Annotated in this window: 15 protein-coding genes and 2 tRNA genes; 2 read left to right on the top strand and 15 right to left on the bottom strand. The window is 60.6% G+C overall.

The genetic code is table 11. The annotated features are described in order from the left end of the window. Positions 1–18: 18 nt before the first annotated feature. The 3 genes from JF70_RS08415 to leuC form a co-directional block, all read right to left on the bottom strand. The gene (locus JF70_RS08415) at positions 19–978 is read right to left on the bottom strand and encodes a CPBP family intramembrane glutamic endopeptidase (protein ID WP_052690667.1); all 960 of its coding nucleotides are present in this window, start codon (positions 976–978) and stop codon (positions 19–21) included. 114 nt (positions 979–1092) lie between these two features. Continuing rightward, the gene (leuD, locus tag JF70_RS01370; RefSeq protein WP_045935012.1) at positions 1093–1779 is read right to left on the bottom strand and encodes a 3-isopropylmalate dehydratase small subunit; all 687 of its coding nucleotides are present in this window, start codon (positions 1777–1779) and stop codon (positions 1093–1095) included. A 52-nt stretch (positions 1780–1831) separates the two neighbouring features. Continuing rightward, complete coding sequence (gene leuC / locus JF70_RS01365) at positions 1832–3235, bottom strand: 3-isopropylmalate dehydratase large subunit (protein WP_045935011.1); 1404 nt, start codon at positions 3233–3235, stop codon at positions 1832–1834. Positions 3236–3387: 152 nt separating this feature from the next. Between leuC and JF70_RS01360 the strand changes: the two genes are divergently transcribed. After that, entirely contained in the window at positions 3388–4176 is a 789-nt protein-coding gene (locus JF70_RS01360) for an IclR family transcriptional regulator (protein ID WP_045935010.1), read from the top strand. Positions 4177–4186: 10 nt separating this feature from the next. On the opposite strand, the gene JF70_RS01355 is transcribed toward JF70_RS01360, so the two are convergent. Next, a complete protein-coding gene (locus tag JF70_RS01355) occupies positions 4187–5656 on the bottom strand; it encodes a metallophosphoesterase family protein (protein WP_045935009.1) in 1470 nt (489 codons plus the stop codon). 228 nt (positions 5657–5884) lie between these two features. Here JF70_RS01355 and JF70_RS01350 point away from each other — a divergent pair, with 228 nt between their 5' ends. Further along, positions 5885–6844, top strand: a complete 960-nt coding sequence (locus JF70_RS01350) for a polyprenyl synthetase family protein (RefSeq protein ID WP_082069321.1) — start codon at positions 5885–5887, stop codon at positions 6842–6844. Positions 6845–7089: 245 nt separating this feature from the next. Here JF70_RS01350 and JF70_RS01345 read toward each other — a convergent pair whose 3' ends face one another. From JF70_RS01345 to nrdD, 11 genes are all read right to left on the bottom strand, one after another. Further along, on the bottom strand, positions 7090–8583 hold the full coding sequence (locus tag JF70_RS01345) for a cytochrome ubiquinol oxidase subunit I (protein ID WP_045935008.1): 1494 nt from the start codon (positions 8581–8583) through the stop codon (positions 7090–7092). A 261-nt stretch (positions 8584–8844) separates the two neighbouring features. After that, entirely contained in the window at positions 8845–10704 is a 1860-nt protein-coding gene (gene cydC, locus JF70_RS01340) for a thiol reductant ABC exporter subunit CydC (RefSeq protein ID WP_052690665.1), read from the bottom strand. Positions 10705–10723: 19 nt separating this feature from the next. After that, complete coding sequence (locus JF70_RS01335) at positions 10724–12667, bottom strand: ABC transporter ATP-binding protein/permease (RefSeq protein ID WP_045935007.1); 1944 nt, start codon at positions 12665–12667, stop codon at positions 10724–10726. Positions 12668–12728: 61 nt separating this feature from the next. Next, on the bottom strand, positions 12729–13781 hold the full coding sequence (gene cydB, locus JF70_RS01330; RefSeq protein WP_045935006.1) for a cytochrome d ubiquinol oxidase subunit II: 1053 nt from the start codon (positions 13779–13781) through the stop codon (positions 12729–12731). After that, on the bottom strand, positions 13778–14050 hold the full coding sequence (locus JF70_RS01325) for a hypothetical protein (RefSeq protein ID WP_045935005.1): 273 nt from the start codon (positions 14048–14050) through the stop codon (positions 13778–13780). The genes cydB and JF70_RS01325 overlap by 4 nt, the downstream gene beginning before the upstream one ends. A 53-nt stretch (positions 14051–14103) precedes the next feature. Next, a complete protein-coding gene (locus JF70_RS01320) occupies positions 14104–15279 on the bottom strand; it encodes an NAD(P)/FAD-dependent oxidoreductase (RefSeq protein WP_045935004.1) in 1176 nt (391 codons plus the stop codon). A gap of 315 nt (positions 15280–15594) precedes the next feature. Next, positions 15595–15666 (bottom strand) — tRNA-Gln (locus JF70_RS01315). A 41-nt stretch (positions 15667–15707) separates the two neighbouring features. Further along, a tRNA-Glu gene (locus JF70_RS01310) sits at positions 15708–15780 on the bottom strand. A 68-nt stretch (positions 15781–15848) separates the two neighbouring features. Next, on the bottom strand, positions 15849–17375 hold the full coding sequence (gene gltX, locus JF70_RS01305; protein WP_045935003.1) for a glutamate--tRNA ligase: 1527 nt from the start codon (positions 17373–17375) through the stop codon (positions 15849–15851). Between the two features lie 56 nt (positions 17376–17431). Next, positions 17432–18154: an anaerobic ribonucleoside-triphosphate reductase activating protein gene (gene nrdG, locus JF70_RS01300; protein ID WP_082069320.1), complete on the bottom strand. Its 723-nt coding sequence runs from the start codon at positions 18152–18154 to the stop codon at positions 17432–17434. A gap of 69 nt (positions 18155–18223) precedes the next feature. After that, on the bottom strand, positions 18224–20620 hold the full coding sequence (gene nrdD, locus JF70_RS01295) for an anaerobic ribonucleoside-triphosphate reductase (RefSeq protein ID WP_045935994.1): 2397 nt from the start codon (positions 20618–20620) through the stop codon (positions 18224–18226). Positions 20621–20884: the final 264 nt, after the last annotated feature.

Raw genomic sequence — 20884 nt, 5'->3', positions numbered from 1 at the left:
GTGCCATCGACTGTCTGCTCAGGACAGCCCCGGCACGAATTCGCTCAGGGCCATCAGCAGGCATGCCATGCAGAAGAGCAGGAACCAAGGCGCCCTCCAGGAAGCGTATATCCCCTTGGGAGCGCGATTGCTCCGGCAGTAATCACGAAGAGTCCCCAGCTTGAACAGCAGTCCGACGACTCCGGTCAGCAGCACCAGGATCATGAGCAGGCCTAGGCCGATGCGAACAACCTCGGGTGCCAGGGGCATGTACTTGGCCAGCAGACCTGAAGAGAAGGCATTGTTGAGCATGTGCACCAGCAGGGACCAGACCAGCCCGTACTCCATGGCCAGATAGCCCAGAACCAGGCCGGAAATGAAACCGAACAGACCCTGGACCAAGGAGCCATGCATGAAGCCGAAAAGCAAAGAAGAGGTAATGATGGCGAAGACTCGGCCAAAGCGGCGCAAGCCATTCATGATGACCCCTCGGAAGACCAGCTCCTCGGCAAAGGGCCCCAGAAGAATGCCATAGAAGAGCATGATCGGCGTTTCCATGCCGCCGTCGTCGGATGCGGTCGGCGGATGCAGACCAGTACCGGACAGAATGGCGCTCAGTCCAGAGTTGGCAGCACCGGCCACCAGCTGACTGAGGAAGAAGCAGGCCAGGGCGATGATCAACGCCAGCAGGCTGAATCGGCGCGCAGTGACCCAACGCACCTGGTCCTGGCCATGCCGTTCATGGCCGACGATGACCGGCCATTGACTGATCAAGGCAAACATCAGGGCCAGCACCACGGAGACAACCACTGTCCAGTCACCTAAAGGACCATTGTATTGCTCCTTGGAAGCATGCGGGAAAAGAGCAGGCAGAACCACCTTGCTTCCCAAAAGACCCGCCAGGGTCTCGATGGCCACATAGATGAAAGCAAAAGCACTGAGGGCATTCACTGCCTGTCTAACGCCCCAGTTGTGCACATCGCCGCTGCTGTGCCTCATGATAATCGCCCCTCTTAGCTTGCCAACCGGTCACAGTCGACCAATGACTGTCACATTCCATGGTAGGCGAAGAAGGGGCGAATGACTTTCATATAAGGGCACACGGCCCGTCGGTCAGATGATGCCGCGGTCAGCCAGGGGCCCGGGCCAGTCGATTTGACCCTCCCTGGCTGAAGTGACCGGCTCTTCCGGCATATGCCGGGCCGGCAGGGTGCGCGGCTTGAAGGGGAAACGCTCGGCCCGAATGCGCTCATAGGCACGAATGTCATCCTCATGCTGCAGGGTCAGATCAATGTCGTCGTAGCCGTTCATGAGCCGCCATCGCACGTAATCGTCCACTTGGAAGGGCAGGGTCACATCCGCGCAGGTGACTGTGCGAGTACCCAGGTCCACGGTCATCTCGGTGCCGGGGTCCTCCTCCAGGAGCTTCCAGAGCAACTCCACTGATTCCTGGGGCATGATGGCGGCCAGGACCCCGTTCTTGGCTGTGTTCCCATAGAAGATGTCAGCGAAGCGGGGGGCGATAACCACGCGGAAGCCGTAGTCCCGCAGAGCCCAGACCGCATGCTCCCGCGAGGAGCCGATGCCGAAGTCCGGCCCGGCCACCAGGATGCGGGCACCTGAATATTCGGGCCTGTTGAGCACGAAATTCGGATCCCTTCGCCAGGCGTAGAAGAGCGCATCCTCGAAGCCTGTCTTCTTCACCCGCTTCAGGAATACGGCGGGGATGATTTGGTCAGTGTCGACGTTGGAGCGGCGCAAGGGCACCCCGACCCCGGTTACAACGGAAAGTGGCTCCATGATGACCTCCTGCCTGCTGGATGGCGATGATGATGACGAATGATTGATGGGCTTACAGATCGGCCGGGGAGCAAATGGTTCCCTTGATGGCCGTCGCAGCAGCCACCTCGGGCGAGGCCAGATGCGTCCTGCCGCCCTTGCCCTGACGACCCTGGAAGTTGCGGTTGGATGTGGAGATGGAACGCTCCCCCGGCACCAGCTGGTCGGGATTCATTCCCAGGCACATGGAGCAGCCGGCGTTGCGCCATTCGGCTCCGAAGTCCTCGAAGATGCGGTCCAGCCCCTCCTTTTCGGCCTGAATGCGAACGCGCGAAGAAGCCGGAACCACCAGGACGCGATGCAGGTTCTTGGCCTTGTGATGCCCCTTCATGATGGCCGCTGCCGCGCGCAGATCCTCGATGCGCCCATTGGTGCAGGAGCCGATGAATACGGTGTCCACGGCGATGTCCCGGATGGGCATCCCCGGCTTCAGACCCATATAGTCGATGGCCTCCTGGGCTGCCTGGCGCTTGGCCGGATCGGCGATCTTTTCGGGCACAGGCACATCAGCAGCTATGGGCAGGCCCTGTCCGGGATTGGTGCCCCAGGTCACGTAGGGGGTCAGCTGGTCGGCATCCAGAATGACCTCCTTGTCAAAGACCGCATCCGGATCGGTGGGCAAAGTTCGCCAGTAGTCCAGGGCCTGATCCCACATGGCCCCCTTGGGGGCATGCGGCCGGCCCTCCAGGTAGGCGAAGGTGGTCTCGTCGGGCGCAATCATCCCGGCCCTGGCCCCGGCCTCGATGGACATGTTGCAGATGGTCATGCGTGCGTCCATGGACATCCGCCGAATGGCCTCGCCCCGGTACTCCAGAACGTGCCCTTGGCCGCCGCCCGTGCCGATTTTGGCGATGACAGCCAGGATGACGTCCTTGGCGCCTACGCCCGGCTTGAGCTGCCCGCGGACGGTGATGGCCATGGTCTTGAAGGGCTTCAGGCTCAGAGTCTGAGTGGCCAGGACATGCTCCACCTCGGAGGTGCCGATGCCGAAAGCCAGGGCCCCGAAGGCCCCGTGGGTCGAGGTATGCGAATCGCCGCAGACGATGGTCATGCCGGGCTGGGTCAGTCCCAGGACGGGTGCAAAAGCATGCACGATGCCCTGGTCGGCATTCCCCAATGGAAGCAGACGGACGCCAAACTCACGGCAGTTGCGCTCCAGGGTGGAGATCTGCAGGGCCGAAACCTTGTCGGCGATGGGCCGATCGATGTCGATGGTGGGGGTGTTGTGATCCTCGGTGGCGATGACCTGGTCCACGTGACGAATCTCCCGGCCTGCCAGGCGCAGACCCTCGAAAGCCTGAGGACTGGTCACCTCGTGCATGAGCTGCAGATCGATGTAGATCAGATCGGGCTCGCCGCCTTGGCCCTTTCTGACCAAATGATCGGTCCAGACCTTTTCCGCCATTGTGCGTCCCATATCGCCTCCTGAAAGCCTACGACCGGCCAGGGCACCAATCTCATCGGCACCCCCGCCGGCCTCCTACCACCGAGTATGGAACTGCCCAACCGTTATGAACTTTTGCATTTCATATACTGAGATGGCATAATTCAACCATGGACACACCTTCTATGAACGACGACGACAGATACCCCTCCGTAAACGATCGGAACATGCATCAGGAGGAGATTCATTCGGGCGTCGGCGTTCTGGACAAGACGGTGCGAATTCTGGACACCCTGGAGACCGGACCCATGACCCTGGGCCAGCTGGTCAACGCCACCGGATTGGCTCGACCCACAGCCCACCGGTTGGCCATCGCCTTGGAGCGCCACCGCTTCGTGCTGCGGGACGCGCATGGCCGCTTCGTCCTGGGCTCCCGCTTCGCCGAGCTGGCCGCCGCCGCCGGCGAGGATCGACTGCTGACCGCCTCGGGGCCCATCCTGCACACACTGCTCAACCGTTCGGGCGAGTCGGCCCAGATTTTCCGCCGTCAGGGCGAAGTCCGTGTCTGCATCGCCGCAGTGGAACGCGCATCGGGCCTGCGCGACTCCATCCCCGTAGGCGCCCTGCTGTCCATGGAGGCCGGGTCGGCAGCACAGATTCTGCTGGCCTGGGAGGAACCTGAGCGCCTCCATCAGGGTCTGCGACACGCCAAGTTCAACGCAGCGACCCTGGCCACGGTCCGCAAGCGCGGCTGGGCCGAATCCATCAACGAGCGGGAAGAAGGCGTCTGCTCCATCTCGGCCCCCATCCGCAACGGATCCGGACAGGTCATGGCCGCCATATCCATCTCCGGTCCGGTCAACCGCATGTCGACCACGCCGGGAAGGCGCTACGCCCCCCTGGTCATGGCCGCCGGCAAATATCTGACCGAAGCCCTGCTGCGAGCCTCATCTCCCGCCCGTCGTAGGGTCTGAGCCGGAATTCCTAACCCCTTGGCCCTGATCGCCGCCGGGAGGAACCCCAGGAGGCAATCAACCCGGCCAGGGCCGTCAGGCCGCCTGCCAAGACCCCGGGCCGACGCAAGAGGTTGACCGCGTCTCCGGTGGAGGTGGGTACATGGCTCATGGCGAAGGTGTAGACCTTGTGGGATCCTGGCCGCCCCACCAATTGCCCGAACTCCAGGAGCTGGGTGCGGGGATGATGGGGATGGCGGATGTCGAACTCGAAGAGCCGTGCCGCCCGCTTGCTGGGCACCGGACCGTAGGAACCGAATCCACATGTGGGCGTGGCCCCCAGCGTCAGATCCCCGCTGCGTCCGACGAAGCCATTGCGATGGTCATGCCCGGCGAAGAGGGCGAAGTAGCCCCGGTTCCGGGTCAGCAGGTCATACTCGCCGCTGTCCTCGTCCGGACAGGAGACGCCTTCGCCCAGGTAGGAGCCCGGGCAGGTGCGCGACTCGTCCAGGATATAGCAACGGGAGTCGAAGCTTCGGTAGCCCTGGACCGCATAGGCTGTGGTGGCCGGCACCGGCTTGAGCAGATCATAGAACTGGGGGATGGGCATGTGCTGAAAGACTATGGATCGGTTGCCCAGAAGGTCAGGAGCGGCCGCCAGGAAATCCAGAGCCTGGGCCGAAGGTGAGCCATAGCCGCCTGCACGGGCATAGTCGCCGGAGTCCACCAGGACCAGGCCCATGACCACCCCGTGACCGTCACAATCCGCCACAGGCAGCGCGAAGGTGCCCGGAGCGCAGACGAAGGCCGTCTGGGAGGGCAGGGCCGACCCGATCAGCGCATGGACCCTATCAGGATGGGCGACCGTGGCCTCCGGATTCAGGCAGCCGGGCACCTCCCGATAGATGGCGTCCATCTGATCGGTGTCCAGGCCGCACTGGAAGTCGTGGTTGCCATAGGTGACGACGAAGGGAATCCCACGTTCAACCAGCGGGCCGGTGATCAGGCCGACGGTTCTGCGGACCAGATCCTCGGTGTGCTTGATGTTCTGCTGACGTACACGCTCGGCATCCCTACTACCCGGTTCCCGGCGGTCAGCAGCAGCCTGACCATCCTGGGACTTGGCAGAGCGCTTCAGGGAGGCCCCCCCAAGCCCCAAGGCGCTGCCCATGCTCAGACCAGCGGAATAGATGCCGTCCAAGGGGGTGCTCCAACGCCTCTTGCGGAAGGTGTGCTCGTAGGCCGTGTCGTACCCGGCCACCTGGTTGCCCGAAAAGACCACCAGATCGGGCTTTGCCGCATCACAAGCCGCGCCTATCAGCCTGATTGTGTCCGCAGAGACCTTGGGGCCCTCCTGGACGTCGGCCAGCTGCAGAAGTCTGAACTTGCCCGAGTAATGGAACTGGAGTCGCCCCAGCCGGGCCGAAACGGACAGCGGTCGATCATGCTCTCCCTCGCCGCCTTGTGGGGAGACCTGATCCGCGTGGTAATGCTGACTCATACATCTAGCCTACTTCACCCGTCTTCGCCTCCAGGCCAATCTATGCAGCCCCCTTACGAATGGAATCCAGGCCGGAGCGTCACCGCAGCCGGCCGGCACCCTGATGTCAGCTTGGCCACAGTGATTACGATGACAGCCAGGACCGGGCCACCAATCTTCAGGCCTGGCCCCGGTCTTGGTATATTGGATACGTTGCGGTTCTTAACGAGATAGAGGGAGCGTACCTCCATGGCAGAAGGACAAGGGCTCCTGTTGCGCAAGGATCTTGAGCGGGTCATTGATCGCCTGCACCAGGAGCGTACCCATGTGGCCCCCTATCAGGAGGATTACCGTCGACTGCTGGATAACCACGGCAAGATGATTCGCGCCGCCATGGTGGTCCTCTTTGCCCGGGCCGGAGCACGGACAGAAGGACACCTGGACGACACCGTCATCACCGGCGCCGCCGCCATCGAGATGCTTCATCTGGCCACCCTGGTCCACGACGACGTTCTCGACAATGCCCCCATTCGCCGCAACAAGCCCACGGTCCACACCATCCGGGGCAATAAGGCAGCCATCTATCTGGGTGATCTGATCCTTTCGCGCTACATGGAGATCATGGCCTCCATCGCCCCTGACACAGGCTTTATCCGCGAGCAGGCCGGCACGGTCTGCGAGATTGTGGGCGGCGAACTCTACCAGGAGTCCGAACGCCACCATACCCATATCACCATTGACGATTACGACCGAGCCATCTCCGGCAAGACCGCAGCCCTCTTCCGACTGGCCTGTCTGACCGGGATCCGCCTCGATGACCAGCCAACTGACCCAGCCTTGGAGCGGACCGCCAGAGACTTCGGCGGGAATCTGGGCATGGCCTTCCAGATCATCGATGACATCAACGATTTTGATCTGGACCGTGACACCGGCAAGCCCAAACTGGAGGACATTCGCGACGGAATCTACACTCTGCCGGTTCTGCTGGGATTCCAGGAGGATGAGAACTTCAGAACCTTGGTCCAGCAGGATGATCCCAACCTGGTGGTCGACTACCTCAGAGCACATCCCCAGTTGATGGAAAGCAGCCGTCAAACCGCCAAAGACTGTCTGCGGCGGGCTTCAGACAGCCTGGAGGATTCCCCCATGAACAAAGACGTGCGTGACCTGTTGCAGAGGATTACGGTCAAGCTGACCGCACAGGTCTGACTGGACCGGCACGACAGAACCAGCTCGAACGAACCTGAGCGAGTAAAGCCGGTCTGGCATCAAGCAGAAGTCGAACATGCATCTTATCTGTCGCTTCATGCGGGCATCGCTCTCTTTTCTGAATCTCACCCACATCCACCGCTGATGGCAAACACCCTATGACAGCAAATCCCCCGCTCCGAACCATGCGGTCCGAAGCGGGGGATTTACCGAAGGGGAAGGAAAGGTTTGAAATCAGTCGACCATCAGGCCAGGGCCACCCGAGCCGGCGCACCATGCACCTTGGCAGGCTGCGGCCCATTGCCGTCATCCGGCTTATAGAAGGGTCCCTGGTGCAGGGTCCTCCTGGTATAGAAGACCATGACTCCGCCCAGAACCAGGAAGAGCAGGAAGTAGACAATGCAGGTGAAGAGCAGGTTCGGCACCGTGCTGGTGGGCGAAACCCCATCGGCGATGGTCTGATAACCATATACCAGCCACGGATAGCGCCCTAGCTCGGTCACCAGCCAGCCGCTGGTCGTCGCAGCAAATGGAGCAAAGGTGAAGATACCCATGATCCAGAGCTTCCAGCGCGTGGTGAACAGTGTGTTCTTCTTCTTACGTGTGAACCAGAGCACCAATGCGGATATCAGGGCAAAGGCAAACCCGATTGCGACCATCAGGCGGAAGACCCAGAATAGGGTGGTGACCGGCACGTAGTAGTTCATGTCCTTGCCATACTTGGCATCGTACTTCTCGTGCAGTTCCTTGTTCACGGTGTTCATGCCCTTGACGGCGCCTGTTTTCTTGCCGTAAGCCAGCTGCGACATGGCTCCGGGAATCTCGACGGACCCCTCAATCTTATGGTCCTTCTCATTGATCAGAGCCACGGCATTCCAAGGAGCGGGATCACCGGTGTCCTCGTAGATGCCCTCGGTGGCGGCCAGCTTCATGGGCTGATCGGTCACGATGTACTTGCCCTGCAAATCACCGTAGGTGATCACGCAGATGGAACCGATAAGACCGAGCAGGGCGGCCAGACGGATTGACTTGGTGAACAGGTTGACCTTGGCCTGCTTCTCGGAGTCGGCCTCGACAGCAGCCACGGCCTGGTCCTTGTTCCCCATGTGCATCCTCAGCAGACTGAAGGCACTGCAGCCCATGACCACGAAGGCCCCTGTGCAGACGGCGGCGAAGAAGACGTGGGGGAACTCGATCCACAGCTGGGGATTGAACATGACGTCACCAAAATTGCGCAGCCGTACATGGCCGGTAGTCTGGTTGATCTCGAAACCAACCGGGTGCTGCATGAAGCTGTTGGCAGCCAGAATCCAGATTGCCGACATGGAGGAACCCAGGAAGGTCAGCCAGATGAAGACCGCATGCACGGCCGGCTTGAACCTATTCCAGGTGAACATCCACACGCCGATGAAAGTGGACTCCAGGAAGAAGGCCAGCAGGGCCTCGATGGCCAGGGGGGCACCGAAGATGTCACCCATGAACCTGGAGTAGTTGGACCAGTTCATGCCGAACTGGAACTCCTGAATGATGCCGGTGACCACGCCTACCGCAAAGGAGAGCAGGAAGATCTTGGACCAGAACATGGTCATCTTCTTGTAGACATCCTTCTTGGTCACCACATAGGTGGTCTCCATGATGGCGACCGCCAGGGCCAGACCGATGGTCATAGGGACATAGAAGAAGTGGAATATCGTCGTCATGGCGAACTGGAATCTAGACAATCCCAATACAGTGAACATCGTTCCTCCCAATCTCTGCAGGGTTCGTCGGGCGCGGGTACACGGGTCGAATCCGGACGGATTCAGATATGACCGGGCTTATGCCTACGAGAACCTCTCAGCTCTCCCCGACTTCGCGACCTGGTCGCTTCCGCGGGCTCCGGTTTCCATGTCGTCCTGTCCATGAACCGACGGCGCACGGTGACCCGCCGGGAAGCCATCCGCAAAGATCGGCAACCCGACAACCGTGCAAAATTCATTGCTCGGGAAACAGCCTGATGGTCATTCAACAGGGTTCCGTCCATCTGAATCTGACTGCTTCTGTAAGTATATCCCTTGACCGGCACCCTTGTCCACGTCCGAGACGTCCATGCGATAAAGTTCACGGAAACGGGCGTTTTCACGGTACAGATCGACCGGACGACCCTGCATGGCGATGTGCCCGTCCTGCATAAAGATGACCTGGTCGGCCTCCTCCAGCCCCTGCAGGTGGTGGGTCACCCAAAGAAGGGTGCGATTCTGGCTGACCTTGAAGATCATGGCCATGAGCCGCCGCTCGGTTATGGGATCCAGACCGATGGTGGGTTCGTCCAGAAGGATGATCGGGGTGCGCTTGAGCACGATCCTGGCCAGGGCCAGGCGCTGACGCTGTCCGCCTGAGAGTCGTCCGCCGGCCTCATCCACCGGCGTGTCGATTCCCTGGGGCATGTCATCCACCACCTGATCCAGCTGTACAGCCTTCAAGGCCTGGCGAACCTGATCGTCATCGGCCTGGGGAGCGCCCAGTCGCACGTTGGAGGCGATGGTGGTGTTGAAGAGGAAGGCCTGCTGGTTCAGGTAGCCAAAGAGTTGGGGACGCTGATCCTGTAAGGCATCGACCGGTATTCCATTGATCAGGATGCGGCCGCTGGTAGGACGCAGGTCTCCCAGGAGCAGCTGAAGGACCGTCGTCTTGCCCTCGCCGCTGGGACCGAGCAGGGCCACCCGCTGCCCGCCTTCGATTCGCAGGCTGAAGTCGTCCAGCAGCAGGGGGTCATCGGGGCCGTAGGAGAAGCTGACATGGTCGAAGACGATTGACTTGATCGGCCCCTCCAACCTGGTCTGTGCACTCGGCTCGATTCGCCGGGACTCGACGCGCTCGGTCAGACCGTTCAGATGGTCCAGCGAGTCCGTGTAGAGGGGGACCTCAGCCACAGCCTGGGAAACCACGATGAAGCAATCGACCAGGGGGAAAACCGCCAGGACCACGGCTGCCGCAAAGTCAGCAATGGAGGTGGAGCTGGTCATACGCAGATCCGCCCCAACAATCAGAGCCACCACCATGAGGGCGAAAATCATCTGGATGCCGCAGTTGCGCCAGCGTTCAAACCGCTTCTGCTCTCTGCGGCCGGTGGCGATGTCGTTGAAATCACCGGAGGCTGTATCGACGAAGCGGTGCCGACGGCGGGTAATCACCCAATCCCCCAGGCCCATGTAGCTCTCGGTCACCGCTGTGTACTGGTCCTGCCGCCGTGCCTTCTCCATGTCGTAACGCCCGTCTGAATAAGCCAGCGAGACCAGCGGGACCAGAATCAGAATCAGGGCGAAAAGCAGGAAGAGCAGGAGCGAGGTCAGCCAGGAGAAGACACCCACGGCGATGGTGACCACCACCCACATCATGTAGGCCACGACCGTGGGGAAGATGGTGCGCAGGTAGAAGTTCTCCAGATGGTCCAGGTCGTCCGAGAGCATGCCCAGGACCGTGCCTGTGCGCTCATGCTCGTTCAGGAAGGCCGCGTCCTGCGAGAGGGTGCGGTAGAGCTGAACCCGCAGCTTGGAAACCACTCGGAGCACCCAGTCATGGCTCTTGATGCGCTCCAGGTACTTGAATGTGGGTCGTCCGATACCGAAGGCCCTGGTCAGGACCACCGGCACATAAACGGCGAAGATGTTGAAGGGATGACGGGCCGACCTGCTGATCAGGAATCCCGATGTGAACATCAGTCCGGCCGCGCACACGAAGGTGATGGTCCCCAGGAAGAAGATCAGGGCAAGCAGACCCTTGTCCTGACGCAGGTAGGGCCAGAACCAATGGTCCCGGTGCCAGATATGCATGTAGCCTGACAGCCCACGGCCGCGGCGGGAGGTCTTCGACGATCCCATGCCACCTCTTCCGGCGGTTTCAGTCCTGCTGGTAGTCGGCAATCTGGTTCCCTCCCATCTCATCGATCAATGCATCCAGGGGTCCGCCCTGACCAATCAGCTCTTGCGGATTGCCCTGGGCCACAATTCGTCCATGCTCCAACATGATCACCCAGTCCATGTTGGCCAGCCAGTGCAGCCGGTGGGTGGCCAGGACGACCAGATGCCCGTCCATAATGGGCAGCAGGGTCTGTTTCAGGTCGTATTCGGTCTCGATGTCCAGGTGGGCTGTGGGCTCGTCAAAAAACAGAATCTCGCGCGAGGGATCCAGGATGCCCCTGGCCAGGGCGATTCGCTGTGCCTGGCCACCGCTGATGCCGCGGTTGCCCTCCCCGATTTGGGTGTTCAAACCGTCGGGCAATGTGTTCAGCCAGTCGGTCAGTCCAGCCCGATCGGCTGCACGGGCCACTTGAGCATCGTCTGCTTCCAGGTTGTAAAAGCGGATGTTGTCGGCCACTGTGCCGTGGAAGATGAAGGGGTTCTGCGGAATGTAGCTGATGTGCCGCTGCCAGGCAGCCACGTTGCAGTGCTCCAGCTGATGACCATCCAGGTCTATGGTGCCTGCCTTGGGCTGGTCAAAGCCGGCCAGCAGATCCATCAGCGTGGACTTGCCGGCTCCGGAACGACCGACAATGGCCACCTTGGAAAAACCGTGCAGGTTGAAGTCCAGACCGCTCAGGGCCAGAGGCTGCTCCTGAGAATCCACGGCTGCCTCGGCTCCGGTTCCCTGCGATGCCGCGGAACCGACCTCAGCCGAGACCGCTCCCCCATTACCGTGATGAACCTTGGTTGCCTTGCGTTTGCTGCCCTTCTTGCCGGACTTTTGGCTCTCGGACTTGGCCATGGCATCCATCTGCGCCCCGGCTGAAGCAGTACTCTCCACCGGTTTGGGGCCAGGATAGGCAAAGTCGATTCCTTCCAGGCGCAGGTGGCTGTCTTCCTTCCATCCTGACCAGTCCAGTTCCTCCAAACGTTTGGGCTCTGGTTGCGCCAGCATGTCCGCGATGTCGTCCAAGGCGTTCTTGCCGTTCAGCGTGGCGTGGAAGTCGTCCCCGAACTGCCGGATGGGCATGAAGTACTCAGGGGCCAGAATCAGGGCCAGCAGGGCTGGGAAGAGCTCCACCTTGGCATTGATCAGATTGTTGCCCAGGAAGACGGCCATGATGGCGATGGCCAAGGTGGCGAAGAAGTCCAGAGCGAAGGTGGAGGTCATGGCCACCCTGATAACGCTCATGGTCCTCTTGCGGAAGCGGTCCGAGACCGAATAGATCTCGTCCTCGTATTCCTTGTCAATGCCCAGCATCTTCAATGTCGGCAAGCCCAGGACCGTATCCATGAATCGGGTGTTGAGCTTTCGGAACTGAGCGTACTGCCTGCTGGAGCGATCCCTGGCTGCCAGACCCAGGATGACCATGAAGAAGATGAGCAGGGGCAACATGAGCAGGAGAATCAGGCCGGAACCTGCATCCTGGGTCCAGACCACCACCAAGACAATCAGTGGGATGAAGATGAGATCCATCATCTTGGGCAGAACCGTCAGCACGTAGGTACGCACCTGGTCAAGCCCATCCACCAGCATGGTGACGGCCGAGCCCGTGCCACGCCGAGCCAGAGCCGACGGCCCCAGGGAGAAGACCTTGTCCTGAATACGGGGCCGCAGCTCGGCTACGATGGCATCGGCACGGTCGGTGGCGATACGATCCTTGGCCACGTCACAGAGCTGTCGACAGGTGTAGGCGGCCAAAAAAATCAGTACCGGCACCACCAGCACCTTCAAATTCTTAAGGCGCCAGATACGCACCAGGGCCAGGGTCAACCCATAGGCCTGAACCACCACGCCTATTCCCTGGACCAGGGACAGTGCGGCCAGCAGGCCCAAGGTGAACCGGACTCCGTCGAAACGGAAGAGATTTTTGTCAATCAATGCATTATCCTCCGGATGCGCTCCGGTCCTGTCAGCACTGCCCCCCTGCCTCCTTCAACTTTCAGACTGTCTCAGCCACGGTGGCCGAAGGGGCCACAGGCGAAGCCAGGTGGGCACCATCGGTGTCCAGCCGCTTGCGCTGGATGAAGTAGCTCCAGATGAAGTAGGCCAGCATGATGGGCAGGAAGATGCAAAGCACCACGGTCATGATCTTCATGGTCAGCGGCGATGCCGAGGCATCCTGGATCAGCAGGTTATGAGCCGGATCATCAGCGATCATCACCCGCGGGAAGAGCCCGTTGAAGATAAAGGCGATAATGGCCATCAGGGTGATGCCCGAGCAGGTGAAGGCGTAGCCGCCGCGCTTCTTGAAGACGGCAACGTGACCTCCGATAACCGACGCCAGGATGATGACGGTGATCAGCCAGGTAGACAGGGGGCGTGCCTTGTAGAAGTCGGTGTTGAAGATGGCCAGGAGCACGAAGACAATCAGGGCCGGATAGGCGATCCAGTAAGCCTTCTCGCTGACGTTGAGCATCCGGCGGGAATCCATGGCGCCCAGCTTCAGGCTCAGGAAGTGCAGGCCATGAACGAAGCTGAAGAAGACGACAGCGATGCCGCCGACCACGGACAGCCAGTTGAACACGTCGAAGAACCCGGGCCAGGCATCGCCGTTCTTGTCCATGGGAATGCCCTGGATCAGGCTGGTCAGCATCATGCCCAGGAAGAGTGGCGCGAAGAGCGAGCCGATGAAGTTGGCCCACTGCCAGACGCCACGCTCACGGCTGGTCAGCGCGTGGGAGGCGAACTCGAAAGAGACGCCACGCAGAATCAGGGAGACGAGCACCAGGAAGAGCAGAAGATAATACCCAGAGAAGAGAGAGGCGTACCAGAGCGGGAAAGCAGCAAACATAGCGCCACCGGCGGTAATCAGCCAGACCTCGTTGCCATCCCAGTGGGGGCCGATGGCCCTCATGAAGGTGGCGCGCTCATCACCGTCACGGGCCACGAACCTGGTAGCCATGCCAACGCCGAAGTCGAACCCTTCAAGCAGAAGGAATCCTGCAAAAAGCAGGCCGATGACAAAGAACCACAAACCTTGTAGAAAACTCATGCTAATGCCACTCTCCTCTCGCTCCTGCCAATCCGCGCACAGGCCCGGGAATCTTCGCCCTGGCTGTGAGCACTCCAGATATCCGCCACACTGGAGCGGCAGACCGTGTCTTCCACCGGGAGGAGGAAGAGCAGGAGGTAGTCGATAATCTTAATGAACACATGGTCGACGGCCATCGTCGGCAAGGACGAACCGGGGCGAGGCGAGGGCAGGACGAACAGGCTCCCCATCGAAGAACAATGTCGCGACATCCTCATGGCATTGACCATGTCCGTCCTCCTCTCTCATCGCCTCTAGCCCCTGGCGTCTTTAAGACGCTGGTTCAGTTGCTCTCCAACATGGTACGCACGTTGGCCAACTCCAGGACCGACCGCTCGTTGACAATCCACTTAACGACCGAGACTATCTTGCCCTTGAGCTTCAGCGTTCCCATTCGGTCGATTTCGGCAACCCCGGCGTGGGGGCCAAGAGAGCACACGGTCCCTAGGCTCCGGAAGGTGAACCGCTGGGGCTCCTGCCCCCGCATTCTGGCAAGGACATTCGCGGCCGCGGTATCAGCCTGGGCCATCGAAATCTGTGCAGTGGTCGGGTAGAGCCGACCTGACTGCGGATCGGGAACGGCGCTGACATCACCCACCAGAAACTCCTCTGGATGCTGCTCCACCGACAGGTCATCCCTGACCACTACACGGTTACGCTTCTGATTATACCCGGAATCGGCAATAACGTGGCTACCACGCACACCCGTTGTCCAAATGATCGTATGGGCCTTGAACTCCTGATCATTGGAGACCACGGCATCCTGCCTGACCTCGGTAATGGGGGTGGAGGTGTGGAAGTTGACTCCGCGCTTGCGCAGATAATCCACAGCCCAGTCGACCAGGTCCTTGCTGAACATGGGCAGGATCTTGGGCGAGGCCTCAATGCAATCCACCTTGACCTGATCCATGGGGAAGCCCAGGCGCTTCGAGAGCTGAGGCAGACGGTAGACCAGTTCGCCCAGGTACTCGATGCTGGTGAAGCCAGCGCCGCAGACAACGATGCTCAGATCCAGCGGATCGTGGCTGGTCTTGTAGCGGGCCAGCGTCTCTTCCAGCTTCTTACGGGCCGCCAGAGCGGTGTCCACGTCGACGAGCGGCCATCCATACTCATCGGCACCCTTGATGCCGAAGGTTTCGGACTCGAAGCCCAGGGCATTGATCAGGTAATCATAGGACAGAGGATCGTGATGCTCCAGGCTGACCCGGCGGTTGTCCTGATCGATGCCGACCACCTTGTCGACAATCAGCTCCACCGAATCGGGCAGGGACTTGCGCAGGTCGAAGACCACGTCCGCAGGCTCCTTGGTCCCCGCCGCCACCTGGTGCAACTGGGTGGACTCGTAGTGATACTCATTCTGATTGACCAGGACTATATGTGCATCAGTCTTTGCATGAGCCAGCTTCTTGACCGCGCGAAGACCCGCATAACCAGCTCCCAACACCATGATTGTCGTCATAATCACACACCTTTACCGAAAAAATCGTACAATGATTCATATACCGGGTGATGTTGCCCGATCAGCCGATGATTGGGTCCATCACTCAAGCCTCTATGCTCAAAGTATCAGATTCCGTCATCGGAAACTCTGACATAGCAGTCTGCCGGGCCTCCTCTTTTTGTTTGCTTGCTCACACCGTGGGCAACTCTCGTGGATACCACTGGCCGCCGCTTTGCAAACCAGAAGCATTCCTAGATTCCATGGTAATGCGTAAACAAGAAGAGCGGAACACCGTGTCGGCGTTCCGCTCCCTGGGACTCAATGTCTCTACCGCTGGGGTACCTGGACTCGAACCAAGAATGGATGAACCAGAATCACCTGTGTTGCCAATTACACCATACCCCAATTGGCTGTGCGACAATCGCTTGGACGATTGCCACATGTCGTACCCCCGACCGGATTTGGACCGGTGTTGGCGCCGTGAGAGGGCGTAGTCCTAGACCGCTAGACGACGGGGGCTTCACTTTTCGCCGCGTACGAACCCGGTTCAGCAGGTCAGTAGCACAACAAAAAAGAAATATACCCGCTCAGAGGTTTTGGCGCAAGTTGGACATCCTTCGGAGTGTTGTACTCTTGCCCAGGATCTCCAGGGACTCAAACAGGGGCGGCGAGACCCGCCTTCCCGAGACCGCCACCCTGACCGGGCCGAAGGCCAGACGGGGCTTATAGCCGCCCTCATCCACCAAGGCCTGAGTAAGCAGGTCGTGAAGGTGATCGGTCTTCCAGTCCTGGTCCGGCACACCCTGCAGGGCGGCGATAGCCAGGTCCAGGACCTGTCCGGCGGAATCCTTGAGTTGTTTGCGGGCGTCCGGCTCGGGCTCCAGGTAATCCTCCTGGCTGAGCAGACTGCCCACCATGCCGGAGACCTCGCCCAGCAGACGTACGCGGGGCTGGACCAGTGGGGCGGCAGCACTCAGAATCCGTTGCTCACGATCGCTCAGGTCCTGCCAGCGCTCGGCACTCACCAGCCCGTCGCGCTTGAGGTAGGGCAGGGACCGGTTCAGGAAGTCCTGTGGCTCCAGCATGCGGATGTGCTCGGCGTTTATGGCCACGGCCTTGTCGATATCGAAGTGGGCCGGATTGGCCTTGACGTCCCGGATGTCGAAGTGCTCAACCATCTCGTCCATGGAGAAGACATCCCGGTCGGGGCCGATGGACCAACCAAGCAGGGCCAGATAGTTGAGCAGGCCTTCGGGAATGAAGCCGTGCTCCCGGTGCAGGAAGAGGTTGGACTCGGGGTCGCGCTTGGACAGCTTCTTCTTGCCCTGGCCCATGACGTAGGGCAGGTGCCCGAACAGGGGCATGGCCCGGGCTATGCCCAGCTCCATCAGGTACCTGTAGAGGACGATCTGCCGGGGGGTGGAGCTGAGCAGATCCTCGCCGCGCAGGACCACGTTGATGCGCATCAGGGCGTCATCCACCGGGTTGGTCAGCGTGTACAGTGGATCGCCGTTGGGGCGCACAATCACATAGTCGGGCACAGACCCGGCCTTGAACTCGATGTGTCCGCGAATCAGGTCGTCAAAGGCGATGTCCTCGTCGGGCATGCGGACGCGCAGGGCTGGTCGCCGGCCCTGATCACGGAAGGCCTGACGCTGCTCCTCGCTCAGGTCGCGGTCGTAACCGTCGTAGCCGAAAGCGGCAGGACGACCGGCGGCTAGGTTGCGCTCCTTGATCTCCTCGGCGGTGGAATAAGACTCGTAGGCGTAGCCGGCATCCAGCAGCTGCCGGGCTACATCGCGGTATATGTCGCCACGCTCGGACTGCCGGTAGGGGCCATCCGGGCCGCCGACCTCCACACCCTCGTCCCAGTCCAGCCCCAGCCACTTGAGGGCCTCCAGAATCTGCTGGTAGCTCTCCTCGCTGTCGCGCTGGGCATCGGTGTCCTCGATGCGGAAGACGAAGGTGCCATGCGAGTGCCGGGCCTGGGCCCAGTTGAAGAGTGCGGTTCGAACCATGCCCACATGCGGGGTGCCGGTCGGCGAAGGGCAGAAACGGACCCTCAGGTCCTTAGGCAGGTCGGGTTTGGCGTCGTGATCATGCTCATCAGTCATGACACCCATTGTGCCCCGGCAAGGCGACGTAGACCAATTCAGGGCAGGAGCCGGTATCAGCCCCGCTGCTGCTCCTGCTGACGGTCCTTGCTGTAGGTCTCCGGAATGAACCTGGTCTGGTCGTGCAACTTGGACCAGATGACCACCTGGCCCTGCTCCAAGGACCGTGGCACATCGATGATCCGCTGGTTGTCCGAGCCTCGGAACTGGAGCAGGCTGTTCTTCCGATTCTCCAAGTAGCGTCCGTCCACCAGCACGTCAAGGTAGGAGATCAGCTGGGCCTTGTCCGGGGTCTCCCCCGGCCGGTTCAGCTCCTCCCAGGTGTAGCCGGTCCAGCACCAGATATCCTTCTCGTGGCCGAACTCGCGCCGGATTCGCTCCGAAAGGCCGAGCAACATGGGGGTGTTGAGCAGAGGCTCCCCGCCCAGGTAGGTGATGCCCTGCACATAGGACAACGACAGGTCCTTGATGATGCGGTCCTCAAGCCGCTGGGTATAGGGGTGTCCGGCGCCGAAGTCCCATATGGAGGCGTTGTAGCACCCCTGGCAGCGGAAGGGGCAGCCGCTGACGTAGAGGGAGCAGCGGATCCCCTCGCCGTCGGTCATGACCAGACGCTTGTAGTCCGCCACGATTCCCCGACTGAGCCGGCGACCGTCCCACTGGCCGGCCTTGGGATTGTTGGTCAGCGCAGAGGGAACCCCCGGACCGCGCCCCTGCTCATCAGCAGCGAAATCACGGTGGCCGCCTGTCTTCCTCATGGCTCCCTGTATGTCCGTCATCTGGTCCTCCTCATGACAATGGCGGGCCGCAAACTACCCGGCCCGCCATTAACTGCGTCTTTTCAGAGCCTATTCGGCCTTGTCGTCGAACCACTCCTTGGTGGATCCGTCCTTGAGGACCACGTGGCCGGTCTCGCCCTCCATGTGCTTGACGCGGTGGGCGATCTCCTCGTGCCTGCCGTGGACCATGGGCCGCTGGACGGGGTTGCCCAGGTAGCCGCAGGTGCGCTTGGTCACGTTGCACTTGTCAGGGTCGTCGTTGCCGCATTCGGGGCACTTGAAGCCCTCCTCGGTGGGTTCGAAGTCGCCCTCGTATCCACAGACGAAGCAGTGATCGATGGGCGTGTTGGTGCCCAAGTAGCCGATGCCGATGTCGTAGGCGTAGTCCCAGACCGCCTCCAGGGCCTTGGGGTTCTGCTGCATGGAGGGAAACTCGCAGTAGTTGATGAAACCGCCCGAGGCCAGATAGGGGAAGTCCCGTTCATAGCTGAGCTTCTCCATGGGTGTGGGCCGCAGCCAGACCGGGTAATGGAAGCTGTTGGTGTAGAAGTCATGGTCGGTCACGCCGTCGACTACGCCGAACTTCTCCTTGTCCATCCGGGCGAAGCGGTCGGTCAGCGACTCGGCCGGGGTGGAGTAGACCGAGTAGTGGTATCCCTCAGCCTTCTCCCACTGCTTGCAGAGCTGATTCATCCGGCGAACGATGCTCAGGGCGAATTCCTTGCCCTCCGGATCCCAGGAATGATCCTTCATCCAGTCCTTGCCGTAGAAGACGCTGGTGGCCTCGTAGAGGCCGATATAGCCAAGCGAAACAGTGGCGCGGCTGTTGCGGAAGAGAGTATCCACGCTGTCGGTCGGCTTCAGCCTTCCGAAGGCGCCGTACTGGTAGAGGGTGGGAGCGTTGATGGGCGTGGCCTGCTTGCAGCGCATGATACGGAACTGCAGGGCGTGGTGGGCCACCTCCATACGCTGATCGAAGATCTTCCAGAAACGATCCTTGTCGCCGCGGGATTCCAGGGCGATGCGGGGGATGTTGACGGTGACGACGCCCAGGTTCATGCGTCCGTCCTCCTCATCCTCGCCCGTCTCGGGGTTGGTCCAGGCCTGCAGGAAGGAACGGCAGCCCATGGGGGCCTTGAAGGAGCCCGTAATCTTGACCAGGTTCTCGTAGAAGACCACGTCAGGGTACATGCGCTTGGTCGAGCACTCCAGGGCCAGCTGCTTCATGTCGTAGTTGGGATCGCCCTCGTCCGCATTGAGACCATGCTTGATGGTGAAGACCAGCTTGGGGAAGATGGCGGTGTGGCGGTCCTTGCCCAGTCCGCGGATACGAATCAGGAAGATGGCCCGCTGGATCTCCCTGGCGAACCAGGAGGTGCCCAGCCCGAAGCCCACGGTGACAAAGGGGGTCTGGCCGTTGGAGACACGGTTGGAGTTGATCTGGTACTCCATGGTCTGCATGGCATCGTAGATGTTCTTGCGGGTCAGGATCTTGGCATAGACCTGGCGCAGCCGAACAATCTGCGGAGCGTCCAGGTCGAAGGGGGCGTCCTCGCCGATAGGGGCACGATCGTCCAGGTGGAGCCAATCAGCCTCCCGAGCCTTGAGTCCCCGGACGACATCCTTGGCCACGTCGATGGGCTCTTCGTCCGGCAGGACGGCCTCAGCCATGGAATAGTTCTTCTTGTAGTCCAGACGCGCGTACTTGTCCAGCATCTCGTCGCAACGGTTGACCGTCTGGCCGCCGTACTGGGAGCCGGCGATGTCCTTGATGATCTGGGTGATCTGCGTGGCGGCCGTACCGATGGACTTGGGTGAGTCCATCATGGCGTTGCCCAGCTCGAAACCATGGGCCAGCATGTCGCCGAAATCAGGCAGTGAGCAGTTGGTCTCGGCCGTAAAGGGCGAGTAGTCCGCGTCGTGGAAGTGGATGTCGCCCTTCATATGGGCGTTGGAGACATCCTTGGGCAGCATGGCGAAGGCCGAGGCCTTGGAGACCGCGCCAGCCAGCAGGTCGCGCTGAGTGGCGTAGACGTTGGCGTCCTTGTTGGCGTTCTCCCGCACCAGGGTCTCGTCCTTGCTGGTCAGACGATGGACGGCCTCGTTGACATCCGTGGCCTTGGCCCGCTGAATGTCACGGTCGAGGCGGTAGGAGGTATAGGAGCGAGCGATCTCGTAAAGATGGGCATTGACCAGCGCGTGCTCGACCAGGGTCTGGATGTCCTCGATCTTGACCGGGTTGGTGTAGCGATCGGTGATCTCGGACTGAACGGTCAGGGCCATACCCCGGATCTGCTGACGATCCTCGGGGCTGACCTCGTGCTTGACATCCTTGAAGGCGGCTTCGATGGCGTTCATGATGTTGACGGGATCAAAATCGACGATCCGGCCGTCGCGCTTCTCGACCAGAATGCCATCGACAGCATCGCGATCCGAAATGCCACGCTCCTTCACGCTATCGGTCATGACCTCAGTATCCATCGTCACTCCTCATATGGTCTTCTAATAACTGTTCATGTGCTCTTGCTTTGGCGTTCCTGAATTCCATGCCGGGAACGGCGAATCACATGGATGTCATTCTTGATGACAAGACTCACTCTATCACGTCGTGACCACCATATGTAGTGTCTGCGGATGATTCGTTTCCTACATTTAGTTATTCCCATGTTTTGTGAGCTGAGTCACAAATAGCAGGGTATGGACAAGGGCGGCAAATGGCCGAAAGGCCAT

The organism is Bifidobacterium mellis (assembly GCF_000967265.1).
GTDB lineage: Bacteria > Actinomycetota > Actinomycetes > Actinomycetales > Bifidobacteriaceae > Bombiscardovia > Bombiscardovia mellis.
This window is presented reverse-complemented; position numbering and strand designations above follow the sequence as displayed.